The sequence below is a fragment of the Bacillus sp. TCT6 genome (genome assembly GCF_056033845.1).
In genome coordinates, this window is record NZ_JBVYHX010000001.1 from 4680087 (window position 1) to 4699603 (window position 19517).

A 19517-nucleotide genomic window follows, 5' to 3' on the forward strand; every position below is an offset into this window, starting at 1 on the left:
TGTATTACGCCCTCCTCACTTCGCTCTACTTGTGATGAGTTCTCTTCTTACATAAAAGGAAAATAGTAAAAGATATATTTTAGTCTCGTCATCTATACATCTAAAAATAAAACCTTACATTTTCTTCATATATGACCATCTATAGGTAGTTTTTCCAACTGAATTTTACACGCTTTTACCTGTATTTAATAGCCTCCCCCCAAGAATAATATTACAATTTTGTGAATTTAATCTATTAATCGTAACGTTAGGATTTTGTTATATTTATATTATTTTAAAATATAATTTACTCTGTAAAAACACTATTTTATCTATTTTATTATTTTCTTAATATAACTTTAATCCTCGCATACAAAAAGCATTGGCATAGGCCAATGCTTTTATTTACCTTTTATATTGATTCGGTTTATGCGGTTCATTTGGAGTATATGGCTTATTTGGTTTATTTGGAGCCTCAGCCTTTTTCCAACTTACCGCTAACTCAGGGCTCGTTTTCTCTTCACTACGCTCAAGTAATACTACTGCATTTTGAATAGTCGGTGTACCTTTATGCGCAATCCCTTGTAATTTCGTTAAATTTCCTGATACTTTAAAGCTAAATCCACCAGCTGGTGTTTGTTTCGGAATTAAAATGCGGAACTTCTCTCCTACATTAAATTCTGTTTTTGTTTCGCCTTTTTCATTTGCAAACTTCACACCCGCTGGTGCACCTGTTGCTTGCACTTTATACGTTCCGCTTTTTGCATTTGTTTCTACTGTATATAAACCTGTTTCAAAGAAATCATTTTTTAATACTGCTTCTTGTTCTTCTGTAGGAGTTACACTCATCGTAATTTCTTGTAACTCTTCACTAGCGTTTGCTTTTGCAACGATGTCTTTCGTTACTTTCTCTACATTTTTATTGCGGAAATCTAAATCATTAACATCAATTTGTTTTAACGCATTCCACACTGCCAGTTGCGTTGCGTAATGCGCCTCTCTCCAATCAGATACCCCTAATTCTTGTGGGCTCTTTTGTGGATATCCATTCAACAGTACACGGTACACGTTAATATCTACTTTACCCATTTCTGGTAAGTCTTGACCGCTCGGAGATTTTAAGTCTACATTTAAGCAAAATGCAATTTTTCCATCTGCCGTTTTAATAAGTTCTGTTCGGATTGGTTTCTTCTTTGACCTACTATAACTCCAATCCATTTCATACTTTGTATGGTCCATAACCTCTGCGAATGCTTTTTGAAGTGGGAATAATACAAATAAGACACTTAAAAACATAGCTAAAAGTTTGAACGATTGCTTTATATTCATATTTACAGCCCCTTAATAACAAACTTAATACTAAGTAGTATTTAATTAGAAAATATTTTTATGCACAAAAAAAGAGTGCATAAAAGCACTCTTTTTTCTTTCTTACTTTAATCTTAGAAATCGAAGTTATCAGGATCTGGACCAACGCGGTGATTTTCGTTTAACGCATCGATTGTTTCCATGTCTTCTTTTGTTAATTCAAAGTTAAATACATCCGCGTTTGCAATAATGCGGTGTTCTTTCGTTGATTTTGGAATTGTGATTATTCCGTTTTGAAGATCCCAACGTAAAATCACTTGTGCTGTTGTTTTACCGTGTTTCTCAGCAATTGCTTGTAATGTTTCGTTATCTAATAATTGACCTTGCATAAGTGGTGACCATGCTTCCATTTGAATACCTTGTTCTTTACAGAAAGCTTGTAATTCTTTTTGTGTTAAACGAGGGTGGTATTCTACTTGGTTAATCATTGGCTTAATTTCTGCATCTTTCATTACATCTTGTAAGTGGTGAATTTGGAAGTTACTTACGCCAATTGCACGTACGCGATCTTCTTTATAAAGTGTTTCTAGCGCTCTCCACGTATCTTTATATTTTCCTTCTACAGGCCAGTGAACAAGATATAGGTCTAAATAATCTAGTTCTAATTTCTTTAAGCTCTCTTCGTATGCAGCAATTGTTTCTTCGTATCCTTGATCTGCGTTCCATACTTTTGAAGTGATAAATAATTCTTCTCTTGAAATACCAGTCGCTTCAATACCGGCACGGATTCCTTCACCTACAGCTTTTTCATTTCCGTAAATTGCAGCTGTATCGATGCTACGGTATCCTGCTTTAATCGCTGATTTTACAGCTTCTACAAGTTCTGGTCCTTCTTCTACTTTAAATACACCTAAACCGAACCAAGGCATTTCTACACCATTATTTAATACTGTTTTACTTTGTAAGTTTTTCATTTTATTTTCTCTCCTTTTATTTTACTTGATCTCTTTTTTCTAATGTCATGCTCCACGCTGTTAAAATCACAGCACCTACTACCATAATTCCGCCTACCCAAGCCGTATGAATTAATCCTAACGAGTTCGTTACAATACCGCCCAAGTAAGCACCAAGAGCAATTCCTGCGTTAAATGCTGCAATGTTAATCGCTGATGCTACATCAACAGCGCTAGGTACAAACCTCTCAGCCAAGATAACGACATACACTTGTAGCCCTGGGACATTCATAAACGCAAATAGTCCCATAAAAATAATTGTAATGAATCCAGCAACTTTAAATGGCGCTGTAAATGTTAAAACAAATAATACAATCGCTTGAATAAAGAACATGTAAAATAACGATCGAATCGGATTATAATTTGATAATTTTCCGCCGACCATATTCCCAATCGCAATTGCAATTCCGTATACTAACAAAATAATTGTAACGGTACTTGCTTTAAATCCTGTTACTTCTTGTAATAACGGAGATAAATACGTAAATGTTACGAATGTTCCCCCGTATCCTAATGCAGTAATGATAAATACAAGTAATAGTCTTCCGTTCGTAATCAACTTAAATTGATCGTGAAATGATACAGACGTACCCTTTTTTAAGTTAGAAGGAATTAGCATACTGTTGGCGATTAAAGCAACGACTCCAATTGCCACAATAACCATAAACGATGCTCTCCAGCCAAATTGTTGACCGATAAATGTTCCAATTGGTACACCTGTAATAGTCGCAACAGTTAAACCAGTAAACATAAATGCTATTGCACTTGCACGTTTATTCTCAGGTACAAGCGCAGCCGCAATTGTAGATCCAATTGACATAAAAACCCCATGCGCAAACGCAGATACAACCCTCGCGATAAGTAGCACAGTAAAACTTGTTGCTACTGCCGCAATACCATTGCCAATAATGAAAATAATCATAATCCACATTAACAACGTCTTTCGCGACATACTAGCTGTTAATGACGTCAATACTGGAGCACCAAACGCTACTCCTAATGCATATAAAGAAACGGTTAAACCAGCTGTTGTAACCGAAACATTTAAATCTTTCGAAATAGATGGTAGTAAACCGACACTAATAAACTCGGTCGTACCAATCCCAAATGCACTAATTGCTAGTGCTAATAAAGCAAACATACTTCTTCGATTCGTCTGAACTTCTGAAGATGGTACTGTATATGAACTCAATTGAATTCCTCCTTATTACAAGAAATCCAATCATAATAGTGTGATAAAAAGGCCCTTTTATCTTCTAAAAAATATATTTTATACTTACAAATGCTATTATGAATGGTTTCATTCCTTTTTTGAAGAACGCACTTTAAAGTACGATAGGCACTAAAAAGTAACATAGTCACTTTTTGGTACCGTACTACTCACTTGCTTCTCACATGTGCTATTATGAAACATATTTAACATGATAAAAAGTACGTACTTTAAAGTGCTATAGGTACTAAAAAGTAACATTTGTATTATTAAGCTTACTTTACTCATAAAAGGAGGGTTTCATATGAAAAAATACAATATTCCTGTAGAGGCGACTTTAGAGGTTATCGGTGGAAAATGGAAGGTTGTTATCCTTTGTCATCTAACGAAAGGCACAAAAAGAACGAGTGAACTAAAACGTTTAATGCCTGGTATTACACAAAAAATGTTAACTCAGCAATTACGCGAATTAGAGGACGACGGGGTCATTCAAAGAAAAGTCTACAACCAAGTCCCGCCAAAAGTAGAATACTCCCTTACTGATTACGGTTGGTCTTTAGAATCAATTCTTGACTCTCTTTGTACTTGGGGCGAATGTCATCTTGAAAAAGAAGGTAATACATCGATGCTAATTGCAGAAGGTGAATAATAGGAAAAAAGGAAAAAACGAACATGAATTTGTTCGTTTTTTCCTTTTTTTCTATATATATATGTACATTTCTAACTAAAACAAAATATTTTATACGCTTTCATACCTTGTCAGCACTAGGTTATACACTCAATATCAAATAATTAGGAATCATTTTTATGTTAACATAGGTGCATATAGTATATAATATAGGATATATATTATATACACTTTCCGGTAGCGGAGCTTTTCCATTATGCGGACAAGCCATGTATCGGACAGTTCATAAACAATAGGTAAGAAAATGTGGTTTTAGATCTATGTCAGCTTGTTTGCTGCCATATATTTAAAGGCATTTTATTGTGTTTTGTGAAACTTTGCATAAAGTTTCGTAAACGTTTACTATCTTACTTATAAAAAATAAGAGTATTGCTATCGTAAAGGAGAATTGGAGATGCCAGAAACTATGACTCAAACAAAGCCAGAACAAGAAACTGTACAAATTTCTGCTAGCCAAGGACAACTTGATGTACTTGATCAGTTGTTAAAACCTGAGGTACAAGAATCATTAACAACACTAGTAGAACAGCTTCCAAAATTAACTGAGCTTGTTAACATTTTAACTAAGTCTTATGACTTCGCTCAAACTGTTGCTACTGATGAAGTATTAAAAAGCGACACTGTTGGTGCAATTACAGAGCTTGTAGAACCTGTAAAAGATACAGTGAAAAGCATGGCTGCAACTGCAATCGAAGCGAAAGATCGTGCTGACGAAAGTACTGAAGTTATCGGCCTATTCGGTCTATTAAAATTACTAAAAGATCCACAAGCACAAAAAATGTTCCGCTTTGTGAACGCATATCTTCAAATTAGTGCAGAACGTAACAATAAATAATTTAACTTATAACAACAATTAGTAAAGACGGGGGATATCATACTATGTCAAAACAAATTGTCATCTTAGGCGCTGGTTATGGCGGTCTTCTTGCCGCTTTAAACGTACGTAAATATTACAGCAAATCAGAAGCACAAGTTACAGTGATTAACCAATACCCAACACACCAAATCATCACTGAACTACACCGCCTTGCAGCTGGTAACGTTGCTGAGCAAGCAATTGCAATGCCACTTACAAAGCTTTTCAAAGGCAAAGATATCGATCTTAAAATCGCAACAGTTGAGTCATTCTCTGTTGATAGCAAAGAAATCAAACTAGCTGGCGGCACTACTTTATCTTACGATGCACTTGTAGTTGCTTTAGGAAGTAAAACTGCTTACTTCGGTATTCCAGGACTAGAAGAAAACAGCATGGTATTAAAATCTGCTGCTGATGCAAACAAAATCTACAAACACGTTGAAGACCGTATTCGTGAATACGCGAAAACGAAAAACGAAGCTGATGCTACAATCGTAATCGGTGGTGGCGGATTAACTGGCGTTGAGCTAGTTGGTGAGCTTGCTGACATTATGCCTAAACTTGCAAAAAGCCACGGCGTAAATCCAAAAGAAGTTAAACTTCTTCTTGTTGAAGCAGGTCCAAAAATCCTTCCAGTATTACCAGACCACTTAATCGAACGTGCAACTACTAGCCTAGAAGCACGCGGTGTTACATTCTTAACAGGTCTTCCTGTAACAAACGTTGCTGGCAATGAGATCGACTTAAAAGACGGTCAAAAACTTGTTGCTAACACATTCGTTTGGACAGGTGGCGTACAAGGTAACCCATTAATCGGTGAATCAGGTCTTGAAGTTAACCGTGGTCGTGCAACAGTTGATGCATACCTGCAATCTACTTCTCACAAAGACGTATTCGTTGCTGGAGACAGCGCTGTTGTCTTCTCTCCAGACGGTCGTCCATACCCACCAACTGCACAAATCGCTTGGCAAATGGGTGAGTTAATTGGATACAACTTATACGCAGCACTAGAAGGCAAAGCATTCGAAGAGTTCGCACCTGTAAACTCTGGAACACTTGCTAGTCTAGGACGTAAAGATGCGGTTGCTACAATTGGAGCAAGCAATACTCCACTTAAAGGCTTACCAGCATCATTAATGAAAGAAGCAAGTAACGTTCGTTACTTATCACACATTAAAGGTCTATTCAGCTTAGCTTACTAAGCTGAATATAAGCCCGAATCATGCCCTGCATGGTTCGGGCTATTTTTATCCCGCATTAACGGGCAGTAAAACCTCCACCTTAAAATCCAGTGAATGCAGGGATGAAGTCGGAAGATTAACTGCCCGTAAAAGCCCGATTGGTTCAACTAATAATCAGTGGGGAGGAACACCCCCCCACTGATTAAAGTTTCACTTTATCCGTAATTTTCTCTAACTTATATATTCGGCAGAAGAATAATATAACCCTTTTAATTATCTAAATTTACTGATTATTTTATGTCTAAATTGTGTATATGAAAGGGGTGGAAGTATTCTTCCTACTCCCACCCCTTTCACACAAACTATTCTCCTAATTTCACAAGGCTGTAGTTCTTCTTCCCTTTACGAATAATAATAAATCTTCCATCAAATGAATTTTCTACAGTAACATCCGTACCCACATCTGTTACTTTCTCACCATTCATAGAAATCGCACCATTATTAATGTCCTCGCGTGCTTGTCGTCTGGATGGTTCAATTCCTAAATCAACTAGCCACTCTACAATATTTTTTGTCTCTTTTGAAGAATGGAATGTTGGCATTTCTTTAAAACCTTGTTCAATTTCATCAGCTGTTAACGATTTAATATCTCCGCTAAATAACGCTGCTGTAATTTTCTCAGCTTGTAATAACGCCTCTTCTCCATGAACGAATTTCGTCATTTCTTCCGCTAGCACTTTTTGCGCTTCACGTTTATGAGGCTCGACTTCTACCTTCGCTGCTAATTCATCAATACGCTCTTTCTTTAAGAACGTAAAGTATTTCAAGTATTTAATTACGTCACGGTCATCTGTATTTACCCAGAACTGGTAAAATTCAAACGGTGTCGTTTTTTCAGGATCAAGCCAAACTGCACCACCTGCTGATTTACCAAACTTCGTACCGTCCGATTTTAATAATAACGGAATCGTTAATCCGAATACTTTAGCCTCATGACCTTCTAACTTACGAATTAAATCTAAACCACTCGTAATATTTCCCCATTGGTCACTACCACCAATTTGAAGTTGAACATCCTCTTTCGTGTATAAATGGTGAAAATCCATCGCTTGCAAAATTTGATATGTGAATTCTGTGAAAGAAATACCTGTATCTAAGCGGCTTGCTACAATATCCTTCGCTAACATGCTATTGATGCTAAAGTTTTTCCCGTAATCACGTAAAAACTCAATAATATTTATTTCATGTGTCCAATCATAGTTATTTACCATCTTCACTTCGCTATTTCCACCAAAATCAAATAGCTTTTTCATTTGTGCTGTTAACGCATCTACATTATGCTGAACCACTTCTAACGTTTGAAGTTGACGCTCTGATTGTCGTCCACTCGGATCACCAATTGTTCCTGTTGCCCCGCCAATTAAAATAACAGGATGATGGCCAGCTAATTGGAATCTCTTCATCATCATAAACGGAATCAAATGTCCGATATGCATACTATCACCAGTTGGATCAACTCCGCAGTATAGTGAAATCTTTTTCTCTTCTACTAGCTTACGTAAGCCTTCTTCGTCAGTCTGCTGATTAACGGCGCCGCGCCATTCTAATTCATCAATAATATTCATCTTTTGTCATCCCCTTTATTTTTTAAAAACAAAAAAGCCCCTATGTCTACGATAGACATAGGGACGATTATTCACCGTGTTACCACCCAGTTTGCATAAATAGCATAGCTACTCATACCACTCTTAGCAATAATATCGATTGCTAGTCCGCTTAGCATTACCTAAGATACTCCAGAGTGTAATTCGCAAGTTTGTTTGTGCTAGGTTCCAGCAACCCCTAGCTCTCTCGTTAACAGTGACAAACTGCTACTGGGCTCTTTCAACGTATGTTATTTGTTAAATTATTAGCCATTATATTGAATTGAAAACAAATTGTCAACAATACCCAAATGTTATTTTAAAATAATTCATATCTTCATACGTATTTCGTTATTCCTTATCTTCTCCAATAATCCTTACTTCTCGCTCTAACTTCACGCCAAATTTCTCTTCAACTGTCTTTTGTACGAAGTGAATTAAATCGATGTAATCTTGTGCTGTTCCGTTATCAACATTCACCATAAATCCAGCATGTTTTAAAGAAACTTCTACTCCACCAATTCGCTTACCTTGTAGTCCTGAGTCTTGAATCAACTTACCAGCAAAGTTATTTGGTGGGCGCTTAAATACGCTACCACAAGAAGGGTATTCTAGAGGCTGTTTTGACTCACGCTTAAACGTTAAATCATCCATTTTTGCTTTAATTTCTTCACGTACACCTTCTTCAAGTTCAAATCTCGCTTCAAGAATAATGTAATGGTTGTTCGCAAATACACTCTTACGATATCCAAATTCAAATGCTTCTTTCGTCAAAGTACGTAGCTCTCCATCACCTGTCATTACGACAGCTTCTGTTAATACAAACGAAATTTCACCGCCGTATGCACCAGCATTCATATATAATGCTCCGCCAACTGAACCTGGAATACCACAAGCAAACTCAAGACCCGTTAAATTATGATCTAATGCAATGCGTGATACATCAATAATTGCTGCGCCACACTGTGCTACAATCGTCGTTCCTGTTACAGTAACACCTGTAATATGAATTAAACTTACTGTAATCCCGCGAATTCCACCATCTTTAATAATGACATTCGATCCATTTCCTAAAAACGTAACTGGAATATTATATTCGTTCGCATATTTGATAACTTCTTGAATTTCATCATAATTTGTAGGCGCAACGAAAACATCTGCTTTTCCGCCAACTTTAATATGCGTATGATTCTTTAACATTTCATCTTGTTTAACATGTCCTTCAGGCAATACCGTACTTAAATATTTATAAACCTCTTGCATATTCATTTTACGATTCCTCTATTTCTATATTCATTTTATCCCGTTATACGGGCCCATAATATCCCCACGTACATGAAAGAACCTAAAGTGGTGGATACAGTGTACCCAAAATCAATTCGAGACACCTATAAACCTCTTAATTTATAAGAGGTGCCACTCATATTAAAATATATATTGCATAATAAAGCAACCCAAATGGACTACTAAACTTGACATGTCATCAGAAAGACAACAATTTGTAAAATATGTGACTTTTTCAAAACACTATCCCTCAGTATCTTACTATACCATACAAAAAGAAAGTGGTATTTTTTTGTACTTTTTACTTTATTTACATCAATGAAAAAAGAGCACATTCCACAGAATGTGCTCTTTCTATACTCATTAAATTATTTTTCGTTCTCTTCTTTTTCCTTATCAAACCATAATAGCTCATCGTCATCCACTTCACCATTATAATTGATTAAAATTTCTTCTCCCGCTTTTATATCCTTATACGCGAAGAAGTTAAAAGTATGATTCTCGAAGACAATTTCATACGTTGCATTCGGATTATATGCATGATTAAATAACATGCCGTATCCTAACAGGAATGCCGTATGATTTACCCCATACTCAAATGCGTAGTCAGCAAGTAACGTTTTTTCAATGTGTTCATGCTGTTCATTCGGATAAGAGATAACTGGTGCTGAGTGAATCAACTCACCCTTTTTAATATCACGAGTTGCAAATACACCTCTATTAAATTCTCCATCACTAAGTTCAGAAGTCTTAACTTCAATCATATTCGTCACCTATATAATTCTTTCTTTGAAGTATTTTATCCCGCTATTTGCGAGGTTCAACTAATAATCAGTAGGTATTAGTCTCACTTTATCTCCTTAAGCTTGGCAGAAAACGCGCAGAAAAGCAATTAAATTACTATCAAGTATTCATTTAAATGAAAAAAGAGCACACATGGTGTGCCCTTTTCAAGAAATATTACTTTTCTAGAATATCTTCTAGTAACTTCACTTGCTCGCTAACAGTATGTAACGTCTTCACCGATATATCATTTCGATGTTTTTCTTCTTCCACACTCGCTAGCACTTCTTCTGTAGCTGTAGAAGTTTGCTGAATTACGTTAGAAGCATGCGTAACATCCTTTACAATATTCGTCGTTTTAACTTGGAAACTTTCTTGATGAATAACAACCTCTCGCATTACTTTATTAATCGCATCAATAAACTTCCCTAAATCAGTTACGTTTGTTAAAACGCTTGCTAACATTTCGTTACACTCTTCTTGTACTCTTTCTGACTTCTCTACCTGCACTTCTACCTTACTTGCTTGATTACTAAACTCCTTCAAAATCCCTTGAATTCTTCCCGCAGAATGATTTGATTCTTCAGCAAGCTTTAACACTTCACTCGCTACAATAGCAAAACCTTTTCCATGCTCACCTGCCCTCGCAGCTTCAATATTTGCATTTAAAGCTAGCAAACTCGTCTGACTTGAAATATTCGTTATTACATCTACAATTTCATTAATTTGTTTCGATTGCATCATTAAATCTCTAAATATAATTCCAGACTGTGAAACAACATCATTTAAACTTCTCATGTTAGCTTCAAAATTTTTTAAAGTATGTACACTACCTTTTGAAATGTCTAAACTTTCATCCACACGAGCCGATGCAGTTCTTACTTGAGAGATGATTTGTTCAATATTTCCCTCCATATCATTCAATACCTCTACCGAACGATACATCATCTCTGATTGTGATTGCGTACCAACTGCTACCTCTTCAAAGGCAAAATTAATTTCACTCATCGATTCCATCGACGTGTTCATATTTTGCCTTAAATGATTGAAATTACTATCTAGTTTCACAACTGTTTCTTCAATAAGTCTTTGCGTCTCTTCTAGCTCCTGAGCTTTTCTCATTACTTCTTGCTTCTCATCACTTAAATGAAGGAGCAGATTAGAACCGATTTTCGTGACGCCCCACATAGCAATTGTTACAATCGCTAACAAACTTGCAAAATTAGCAGCTTCAGACGAGGCTGTATAAGCAAAAAATTGCTTCGGCCAATAGCTACAAAGAATAAATGTGATTACAACAGCTACCCCGCCAAGAATTAAAATGAGGCGCTCACTTAAGTAAATAAGTGAAACAGCTAATGTAAAATAAACCATTTGAAATACAGCCGGGCTTTCATTAAAAGCTTGTACCATGATGTAAGACATGGTAAGCAACATAAATGTCATGATATATTTATACGCTGATTCCATACTTTTTATAAAAGTAAAAAGCGTTCCAAATGCAACGACAGAAATACCACAAATCCAAAACGCTATTGCTCTCTCTGTAAAAATATATCCATAATACCCAATCGCGATTATCCCAAGGCAGAAACTACAAATCGTTATAAACAGTAATAAATGATTTTTCTGTGATTCTTTCTCAAGGTTAGAAAAACAAGTCCTCTTTAACCACTCCATATGAAGCCCCACCTTCTACTTATACATATCAATTACTTCAGTTTAAATACCGCACTCACTGGATTATGATCGCTATTTTCAAACTTTAAATCTTTCCCTTGTACATTTACAATCTCTACATTCGGTGAAACGATAAAGCCATCAATAATAGTGACGAAATTTTCACCTTCGACATATTTCTTTACATCATCTCTCACAGTCATAACAGACGGATCTACAGCCCACTTAAAGCCACCGTCTGTAAAATCCTTCGGTAACTCTACTAACCACTCAGGACGCTCTTTCACAAACTTCGGATCACTTAATTGAGCGTTCGAAACTAATTGATTCCAATCTCCGCCCATTATTACGTAATCACCATTTTCATAATGCTTGTTCATATATTCTTTTAAATACTCTACTTGCTGTTTTCTAATTTTCCCGCCTTCATCATAAGCAGACAAATGTAGATTTACGAGTCTAACATGTTTCCCATTATTAACAGGAATTTTATATTCCACAATTGCTCGATCTAAATCAAACAAACGCTTTGGCCAAGGCTCCATTCCAGGCAGCTGGAACCTCTTCGCTTCTTGAACAGTGTATTTAGAAAACGTACTTAATCCAGCCTCCGCATATCCCATTGGATTTGTTATTGGCACTGGAACCCATTTCGTATCGTAGTTCTTGCCAAATGACGAAACATAATCAGGTAATCCTTTTTTCAAAAATTCATGTCCATTTACATCAAATGAACGAAGTGACTTTATATCAACTTCTTGTAATAGCGCAAAATCACTATTCTCATTTTGTAAAAACGAAAGCATATTCTTTAAATTAATTTCCGTTTGCTCTTTACTACTTGAACCAGATCCCTTTCCACCATCCATAAAGAAATCTTGATCCTTATCTAACCCAGCATATCCAATATTAAATGTTGTAACTTTAAATTCATTTCCAGTCGCTAATACGCGCTCCTTATTATTCTCCACCTTCAAGCTTATAACATCAGCAGGCTGTTCTTTAGTAAGTGTCATATACGCTAGAAATCCTCCTACAATGCCCGCTAATACTAAAACACATATAAATACGATTTTTAAAAATTTCTTCAAATAAATGACTCCTTTTCACGCGAATTTATTTTTCTTTATTTTCAGTCAAATAAAATAAAACGACACACATAAGAAACATTTTATCATAATTAAAACTGTATATCACTATATTTAGTTGATAAGTAATCGATCTCATTTTAATTACTAAAAAACCTTCAGACATCAAAAAAAGAAAAGTTACACCCACCTCTTCACTAGAAATTAAACGGTATATTTAGTACACTATATGTAATAATCAGAGGCGATGGAGTTCGCCATAACTGCTGCTTAGCTAATGACTCCTACCAGTATAACTACTGGTAGGAGTCTATTTTTTTGAGCAAGCTATTTAAAGAGGTGAAGAAATTGATTTATATTATCGTTGGCATAGCCGGTATATTAGGAGCCCTTTCTCGCTATTATTTAGGTCTTACTATTCATACTTCATGGAATCATTCATTTCCGCTAGCTACATTGCTCATCAACTTACTCGGCTGCTTCCTATTAGCGTGGCTAACTACCTATATCGCTCGGCGAAACATCTTACCATTAGAAATTATCACAGGCATTGGGACTGGATTCATTGGTTCCTTTACGACGTTTTCAACATTTAGTGTAGAAACTGTGCAACTAATCAATCATTCTGAATGGGATACGGCTTTCTTATATGTATCATGCAGCATACTTGGTGGTCTCATTATGTCTGGTCTTGGCTATACACTAGGTGATTTCTTAATTAAGAAACATCTTACGGAAGGTGATCACTTATGATAGAAGCTTTATTAGTGGCAACAGGTGGATTTTTCGGCGCGATTACACGATTTGCAATTAGCAATTGGTTTAAGAAAAGAAATAAAACACAATTTCCAATTGCTACATTCCTTATTAATATAACAGGGGCATTTTTACTTGGATATATAATTGGCAACGGAGTCACTACAGGCTGGCAACTATTATTAGGTACTGGATTTATGGGCGCATTCACTACATTTTCTACGCTTAAATTAGAATCTGTTCAGCTTCTCAATCGTAAAAAACTGTACATCTTCCTTTTATATTTAAGTGCTACTTACATAATTGGTATCGCCTTTGCCTTCCTTGGAATGAAGCTAGGCGGAATATAAAAAAAAGCGACTCTAACCAGTCGCTTTCTTTCATAAGAAGTATGTCCCGCCATATGGAATGGAAAATAAACCAGCTGGATGTACATCGTAATGTACAATTTGCATCGGAAGTTGTGAATACGGCATATACTGACTTTGCATCATTTGTGCAAAATATGCTTGTTGTTGCATTTGAATAGCCTGATTCACAGCATGAATTGTCCCTTGTGCCCCAGCCAGCGTAATAGCTGCTCCTACTTGTCTACCATTATAAAAATAATGATTCATCATGATTCATCTCACTTATTCTTTTTCTTCCATATGGTATGTTTCTATTTCATAGTGAGTGTTTTGTCCCTATTGGTAGCTCCTATCTATTGCCCTTTTTCAGCTTTGAAGTAATAAATCCAAATAGTAATACACCAATACCACTAAGGAACAATACATAACTTATCGGTACTAGGAAAAAGAAAGGTTCTTCAAGGAATCCATCCGCTCCTATTTTACTGTTTGAAGCATGTATAGTTAAAGAAATAATCGCTAAAATCATTAAAGAAATAGCTACTACGTATTTATTTTTCATTTCACATTCTCCTCTACTCATGTAATTCTCCTTAGATCGTTAACATCATATTATCTAAAACAACATTAACAGTCAATAATTATTTATTGTTTAACAATAAATAATTATTGACTAAACTAATAACAAAAAGGTTTACGAAGCATCTTAAATCACTTCGCAAACCTTCTAAATCATAAATATTTACACTTCAAACCTCTTGCTTAATACAACATACATTGCGCAAAATAGCACGAATATCCCAGCATAAATTAATAAAATCTCTACACTAAACATATCCGACAATGGACCAAATATTATTATTCCTAAAGGAAGCGCGCATGAATTCGCAATTTGTACAAGGCTAAACATCCGCCCGTGCATCGATGGTTCTACTTTCTCCTGCAATAACACAGTAACTGGTGTATTGAAGCACGGCATTGTTATACCAATTAAAAAATTAAATACTAAATACATAGTAAATATCGGTGCTATTCCGAGTCCAATCATAAGCAGTCCATATAATGCACAAGCTAGCGCTGTTGTATGCATACGATTACGAAAACCACCCCACGCCGCAATCAATACGCCACCAGCTGCCGCACCCGCACTAAAGGTCATCTCACTCGCAGTAAGTCTCCACATTTCGGCCCCGAAAGAACGAGTTACCATTAAAGGCGTTAAAAAAGCAGCTGGACTTATTAAAATCATGACGATAATCAATAAAAGGATTAGCCTTTTAATAAATACATTTTCTTTTAAATAAGAGAACCCTTCTTTAATTCCTTGTAGATTAGATTTTTGCTTACTCTCTACATTCACATGTCCTTCGACCTGAATAACAAACATAATACTAATTCCAAACATGGCTGTAATAACATCAATAAAAAATGTTGTTTCAATGCTGGCAATAGAAAGAATCGCCGCACTTGCTGCTGGAGAAAGAAACATAATTAAAGATGTAATACTGCTATTTATTCCATTTACTTTCATCAGATACTCTTTCGGAACGATTTGCGGAATTAATGCATTCACAGCTGGCGTTTGTACTCCTGTTCCAGCTGAACGAATGAGTAACACAATAAAAAGTAACCAAATACTTTTATATCCTGTTAAAAATAAACTTGCTAAAACTAACGTCGCAATCGCTATAATCCCGTCCGATAACATAATCATCTTTTTACGGTCATAACGATCAACCCAAACACCTGCAAACAAAGATATCGCAATTTGTGGTAGAAAACCGCAAACAGTTGAAATAGTCAACATCACTCCTGATGATGTTGTAAGGGTGATATACCATATAATCGCGTATTGCACGAGAGAGGAACCGAACAACGAAATAGTTTGAGCGGTCAAAAATAATATAATTTTCGTTTTCCAATTGTTTTCACTCATATGTTTCACACCCCCTTAACTAATCCTGTCTCTATATCAAAGATGCTATCTGCCCAATCAAGATAAAAACTTGCTTCGTGAGATACGAGTATAATGCTGCCCTTAAACTGAATTAGCGCCTTTTGCAAAGCTTCCTTCGCTTCTGCATCTAAATGATTTGTCGGCTCATCTAAAATTAAGAAGTTACAAGGTGATAGTAATAATCCGCACAGTTTCACCTTCGATTGTTCACCACCACTTAACGTACGAATTTCTTGCGAAACGTGCGTATCCTTCACACCACACGCAGCTAAATGATGGCGTATTTCCTTCATATTCAGTTTAGGAAACTGTTCTGAAATAATTTGAAGCGGCGTTAAAGAATCATTGCTCCAATTTAAATCTTGCTCATAATATCCAATGTTTATTTGCTCTGAAAAGTGAAACTCTCCAGAAATGCTAGCAATATTTCCAACGACTGTTTTTAATAAAGTAGATTTCCCTACTCCATTGAACCCTGTAATAACAAGTTTTTGCCCACCCATCACTGAAAAATTTAATTTTGGTAAGAGAGCAAAATCGTAACCCACTTCAAGATTATTTACTTCAAGAACTGTCTGAACTGAAATGGGAAGTTCCTGAAAATGAATAGACGGTTTATGAGTAAAACTTGGTGGCGCAATTTTTTCCATACGCTCCAATTGTTTTCTACGACCTTGCGCTATTTTTGAATTCACCCCAGCAATATTTCTACGAATATACTCTTCCGTTTTTTCAATTTTCTTTCGCTGTGCATAATATTGGCGAATATAATCTTTTCGCAAACGCTCCTTTTGTCTTACAAAATCTGAGTATTTTCCGTAATACTTCTTAACCGTTCCGAACTCTACATCACATATGCAAGAAGTTACCTTTTCCAGAAAATCAAAATCATGTGATACGACAATAAACGCTCCTTCAAAATTCATTAAATAATTAGCAAGCCACTCCACATGCTCCTTATCGAGAAAATTCGTCGGTTCATCTAGTAATAAAATAGTAGGCTCTTCTAATAAAAGCTTTGCTAAAATTACCTTTGCACGCTGCCCTCCGCTTAATTCACCAATAACACGATCCATCCCAATCGCATCAATACCTAAACCGGCTGCCACCTTATTTATTACGCTGTCTACTGAATAAAAATCACGAGCCTCAAGCTGCTCTTGCATTTCAGCTGCTTTTAGTAGTTGATTCTCATCTCCAGTCATCGCACTTTCTTCATATAACTTGTTCATTCTCTTTTCCATTTCATACAAATCATAAAAGGCTCTCTTTACATATTGTGAAATGGTATAACCCTCATCAATTTCTGCGTATTGATCAAGATGTCCAATTTGAATATTGGGTTGCCACTTTATGTCTCCCTTATCAGAAATAATTTCTCCCACCAATATTTTCATTAATGTGCTTTTCCCTGCACCATTCTGTCCAACAATTCCCATATGCTCGCCTTTATGCAAATCAAAAGAAGCATTTTCGTATAATACTTTATCAATAAAACTATGTGATAAACTTTCAACTTTAAGTAAACTCATTTTTATTCCTCTTTTCCTGAAATTAAAAAAAGCAGAGAGATAGCGTCATTCGACACTAGCCCTCTGCTTCGTGGTTTTTCCTATACTACTCCAATTTACAGTAAATACTCATCGGAATAATATACACAAAGGGCCATAGACAAAGCATTGTCTATGGCCCCTTAATCTATTTTATACATCAACTGAAAAACCATAACCAAATAAGCATAGATAAACTATACTTTTTTAGAAAAGTTATTCAGTCGATGAATATAGGGATTTATGCCCCTTGATTAAGCTCCGTACAACGCTTCACCGTATACATTTGTGCGGAGCAAAGTTTTCTAATGAGTTTTACAAATTTTATATAAAGCATGTTCTGCACCTTCCTTAATACTTAAAAGGGATTTTAGCATACAGTTTTACGAAGCGTCAACATTACCTCCAAATCATTCAACTACTTATTTTTAAAATATTCCTTCTGGAACATACACATTCTTATCGCATTATGATAGTTACCATCAACGAAAAACTCGTCTAAAAGCTCGCCTTCCACTATAAATCCAACCTTTTTATACACATGGACTGCTTTCTCATTTTCTTTATCCACAACTAAATAAATCTTATGCATATTTAATACAGCGAAAGCATAATCCATCGCTAAACGCGTCGCTTCTGCTGCGTAGCCATGCCCTTGATAATTAGGATCAATAATAATTTGGAATTCAGTTCTTCGGTGAATATAATCGATTTCCACTAACTCGACCAATCCAACCATCTCATTATTTTTCTCAACGATAAATCGTCGTTCACTTTGATCATGTATATGTTTATCGTATAAATCCTGCAGCTCCACAAATGCCTCATACGGCTCTTCAAACCAATACGACATAATATGGGCATTATTATTCAGTTCGTGTACGAACTTTAAATCTTCTCGTTCTAATGGACGTAACTTCAATTCCTGATTCATTCCTATAACCTCCAAGTAAAAGAAACCTCTTCACTTAATTTCTCAATTTTTTTCGATTTCAAACGCCCTAATTTCATTGTAAACTTTCAAGCAACTTGAAGGTCAAGATGTAAAAACTAATGTAAAAATATTATGCCGAAATTTATAACTAATTAATAAAGAATGTAGGTATTTACAGTAACTTAACGAAAAAAGAACAGTCTTTTTGCTTTCCAAAAAGCTCATTAAGATAAAATAAAATTATAAATATATCATCGTTAAAAATTAAGAAAAGGAGCTGAATCTATGAGAATACAATATAGAAAATATGCGTTATCTGTAATCTCATTAGCCTTATTTACTCTTATTGGTTGTACTAATAATGAGCAAAAAAACGATAAAAACGAGACATATACTTTTGAGGCTTCCAAAAAACGTGGTGATATTATTGAGAAAAACGATGAAGTTTATAACATAGAGAAATTAGATACTTTCGTAAAAAACTATAATTCAAATAAAGACGATTCAGTTAGAATTACTAAATTTAATAACAAGAACGAGCCTATTATTATTGATTTAACTGTAAAAAAAGAAAAGGAATCTACCTCCGTCTATTATGATGTCGACTACACAAAAACAAATGAGAAACATAATGAAAACCAAGAGATACAATATTCGAATACTACATGTCAAAAGATAAAGAAAGATATTGAAGACAACAAAGTAACTTATAAATTAGAATGTCCTGACACTATTCATTTGATTACAGCCCCAAAATCATAGGGTGGAAAATTCCACATAAAAAAGTAGTGCAAACTTACGTCTGCACTACTACTCTTTTCTCAAATCTCTCATATTCGATATGTATAAAGCAATAACTAAAACAAGAATTGCCCCTGCGTATAATAACGTCTCCATCGGTTCCTCATGAGACACAATAATCAACCGAATTAAAGCCGTAATTCCGATATAAATAAAATAACGTAACGGGAAATGATAATTCGATTTAAAATACTTAATAATTAATGCAATGAACTCGAAGTATAAGAAATAGACGATGATACTTTCAACCAATTTATAAGACGTATACTCTTTTGACGAAAAAATATACTGCACAAACGTGATCGTCTCATTCACTAAGAAAATCGATAACACAATGGATAATATAATTAAAGCTATATTTAATATCCATTGCAAAATACTAGCTATAACATGATCGATATTAAACGACTTCATTTTATCTTTAAACTCCCCTTCGTATAAGTACTTATTTATTAT

The 19517-nt window shown here is 35.3% G+C and carries 20 protein-coding genes, 1 riboswitch and 1 other annotated feature; of the genes, 6 read left to right on the plus strand and 14 right to left on the minus strand.

The annotated features are described in order from the left end of the window. Positions 1–384 precede the first annotated feature (384 nt). The 3 genes from AC0ONG_RS24140 to AC0ONG_RS24150 form a co-directional block, all read right to left on the minus strand. Positions 385–1308, minus strand: coding sequence for a thioester domain-containing protein (locus AC0ONG_RS24140; RefSeq protein WP_001022528.1), 924 nt, complete (start codon positions 1306–1308; stop codon positions 385–387). A 113-nt stretch (positions 1309–1421) separates the two neighbouring features. Beyond that, positions 1422–2261 (minus strand): aldo/keto reductase, encoded by an 840-nt coding sequence (locus tag AC0ONG_RS24145; RefSeq protein WP_000793558.1) that lies wholly within the window; start codon positions 2259–2261, stop codon positions 1422–1424. Between the two features lie 16 nt (positions 2262–2277). Further along, a complete protein-coding gene (locus tag AC0ONG_RS24150) occupies positions 2278–3441 on the minus strand; it encodes an MFS transporter (protein ID WP_003280699.1) in 1164 nt (387 codons plus the stop codon). Between the two features lie 373 nt (positions 3442–3814). On the opposite strand from AC0ONG_RS24150, the gene AC0ONG_RS24155 reads away from it, so the two are divergent. The 3 genes from AC0ONG_RS24155 (at position 3815) to AC0ONG_RS24165 (ending at position 6256) form a co-directional block, all read left to right on the plus strand. After that, positions 3815–4159 (plus strand): winged helix-turn-helix transcriptional regulator, encoded by a 345-nt coding sequence (locus AC0ONG_RS24155; RefSeq protein WP_000760473.1) that lies wholly within the window; start codon positions 3815–3817, stop codon positions 4157–4159. A 433-nt stretch (positions 4160–4592) separates the two neighbouring features. Continuing rightward, on the plus strand, positions 4593–5033 hold the full coding sequence (locus AC0ONG_RS24160) for a DUF1641 domain-containing protein (protein WP_001115310.1): 441 nt from the start codon (positions 4593–4595) through the stop codon (positions 5031–5033). 44 nt (positions 5034–5077) lie between these two features. Then, on the plus strand, positions 5078–6256 hold the full coding sequence (locus tag AC0ONG_RS24165; RefSeq protein WP_000043197.1) for an NAD(P)/FAD-dependent oxidoreductase: 1179 nt from the start codon (positions 5078–5080) through the stop codon (positions 6254–6256). Positions 6257–6597: 341 nt separating this feature from the next. Here AC0ONG_RS24165 and tyrS read toward each other — a convergent pair whose 3' ends face one another. The 5 genes from tyrS to AC0ONG_RS24190 all read right to left on the minus strand — a co-directional run bounded on the left by tyrS (position 6598) and on the right by AC0ONG_RS24190 (position 12716). Beyond that, the gene (gene tyrS, locus AC0ONG_RS24170; RefSeq protein WP_001021089.1) at positions 6598–7860 is read right to left on the minus strand and encodes a tyrosine--tRNA ligase; all 1263 of its coding nucleotides are present in this window, start codon (positions 7858–7860) and stop codon (positions 6598–6600) included. Between the two features lie 56 nt (positions 7861–7916). After that, positions 7917–8132, minus strand: a binding site (T-box leader). A gap of 97 nt (positions 8133–8229) precedes the next feature. Then, the gene (gene murB / locus AC0ONG_RS24175; protein ID WP_001057103.1) at positions 8230–9147 is read right to left on the minus strand and encodes a UDP-N-acetylmuramate dehydrogenase; all 918 of its coding nucleotides are present in this window, start codon (positions 9145–9147) and stop codon (positions 8230–8232) included. Positions 9148–9530: 383 nt separating this feature from the next. Beyond that, positions 9531–9926 carry an SET domain-containing protein gene (locus AC0ONG_RS24180; RefSeq protein ID WP_000573651.1) on the minus strand — a complete coding sequence of 132 codons (396 nt, stop codon included), beginning with the start codon at positions 9924–9926 and terminating at the stop codon, positions 9531–9533. Positions 9927–10122: 196 nt separating this feature from the next. Further along, complete coding sequence (locus tag AC0ONG_RS24185; RefSeq protein ID WP_086398393.1) at positions 10123–11625, minus strand: DUF4077 domain-containing protein; 1503 nt, start codon at positions 11623–11625, stop codon at positions 10123–10125. A 32-nt stretch (positions 11626–11657) separates the two neighbouring features. After that, positions 11658–12716: an endonuclease/exonuclease/phosphatase family protein gene (locus AC0ONG_RS24190; protein ID WP_000714043.1), complete on the minus strand. Its 1059-nt coding sequence runs from the start codon at positions 12714–12716 to the stop codon at positions 11658–11660. Positions 12717–12947: 231 nt separating this feature from the next. Beyond that, a riboswitch (Fluoride riboswitch) is annotated at positions 12948–13007 on the plus strand. A gap of 54 nt (positions 13008–13061) precedes the next feature. On the opposite strand from AC0ONG_RS24190, the gene crcB (AC0ONG_RS24195) reads away from it, so the two are divergent. After that, entirely contained in the window at positions 13062–13466 is a 405-nt protein-coding gene (crcB, locus tag AC0ONG_RS24195; protein WP_000639338.1) for a fluoride efflux transporter CrcB, read from the plus strand. Continuing rightward, a complete protein-coding gene (gene crcB / locus AC0ONG_RS24200) occupies positions 13463–13819 on the plus strand; it encodes a fluoride efflux transporter CrcB (RefSeq protein ID WP_000568584.1) in 357 nt (118 codons plus the stop codon). Before crcB (AC0ONG_RS24195) ends, crcB (AC0ONG_RS24200) begins: the two co-directional genes overlap by 4 nt. Positions 13820–13849: 30 nt before the next feature. Here crcB (AC0ONG_RS24200) and AC0ONG_RS24205 read toward each other — a convergent pair whose 3' ends face one another. The 5 genes from AC0ONG_RS24205 to speG form a co-directional block, all read right to left on the minus strand. After that, positions 13850–14089, minus strand: coding sequence for a DUF3947 family protein (locus AC0ONG_RS24205; protein ID WP_000980956.1), 240 nt, complete (start codon positions 14087–14089; stop codon positions 13850–13852). 79 nt (positions 14090–14168) lie between these two features. After that, positions 14169–14402: a DUF3955 domain-containing protein gene (locus AC0ONG_RS24210; protein WP_000086300.1), complete on the minus strand. Its 234-nt coding sequence runs from the start codon at positions 14400–14402 to the stop codon at positions 14169–14171. 159 nt (positions 14403–14561) lie between these two features. Continuing rightward, complete coding sequence (locus AC0ONG_RS24215; protein ID WP_016078155.1) at positions 14562–15755, minus strand: MFS transporter; 1194 nt, start codon at positions 15753–15755, stop codon at positions 14562–14564. A gap of 5 nt (positions 15756–15760) precedes the next feature. After that, the gene (locus AC0ONG_RS24220; RefSeq protein WP_136996430.1) at positions 15761–17308 is read right to left on the minus strand and encodes an ABC-F family ATP-binding cassette domain-containing protein; all 1548 of its coding nucleotides are present in this window, start codon (positions 17306–17308) and stop codon (positions 15761–15763) included. Between the two features lie 436 nt (positions 17309–17744). After that, positions 17745–18260 carry a spermidine N1-acetyltransferase gene (gene speG / locus AC0ONG_RS24225; RefSeq protein WP_016099169.1) on the minus strand — a complete coding sequence of 172 codons (516 nt, stop codon included), beginning with the start codon at positions 18258–18260 and terminating at the stop codon, positions 17745–17747. A gap of 285 nt (positions 18261–18545) precedes the next feature. Between speG and AC0ONG_RS24230 the strand changes: the two genes are divergently transcribed. After that, positions 18546–19022: a DUF4362 domain-containing protein gene (locus AC0ONG_RS24230; protein ID WP_001222628.1), complete on the plus strand. Its 477-nt coding sequence runs from the start codon at positions 18546–18548 to the stop codon at positions 19020–19022. Positions 19023–19070: 48 nt separating this feature from the next. Here AC0ONG_RS24230 and psiE read toward each other — a convergent pair whose 3' ends face one another. After that, positions 19071–19475 (minus strand): phosphate-starvation-inducible protein PsiE, encoded by a 405-nt coding sequence (psiE, locus tag AC0ONG_RS24235; protein ID WP_000834707.1) that lies wholly within the window; start codon positions 19473–19475, stop codon positions 19071–19073. Positions 19476–19517: the final 42 nt, after the last annotated feature.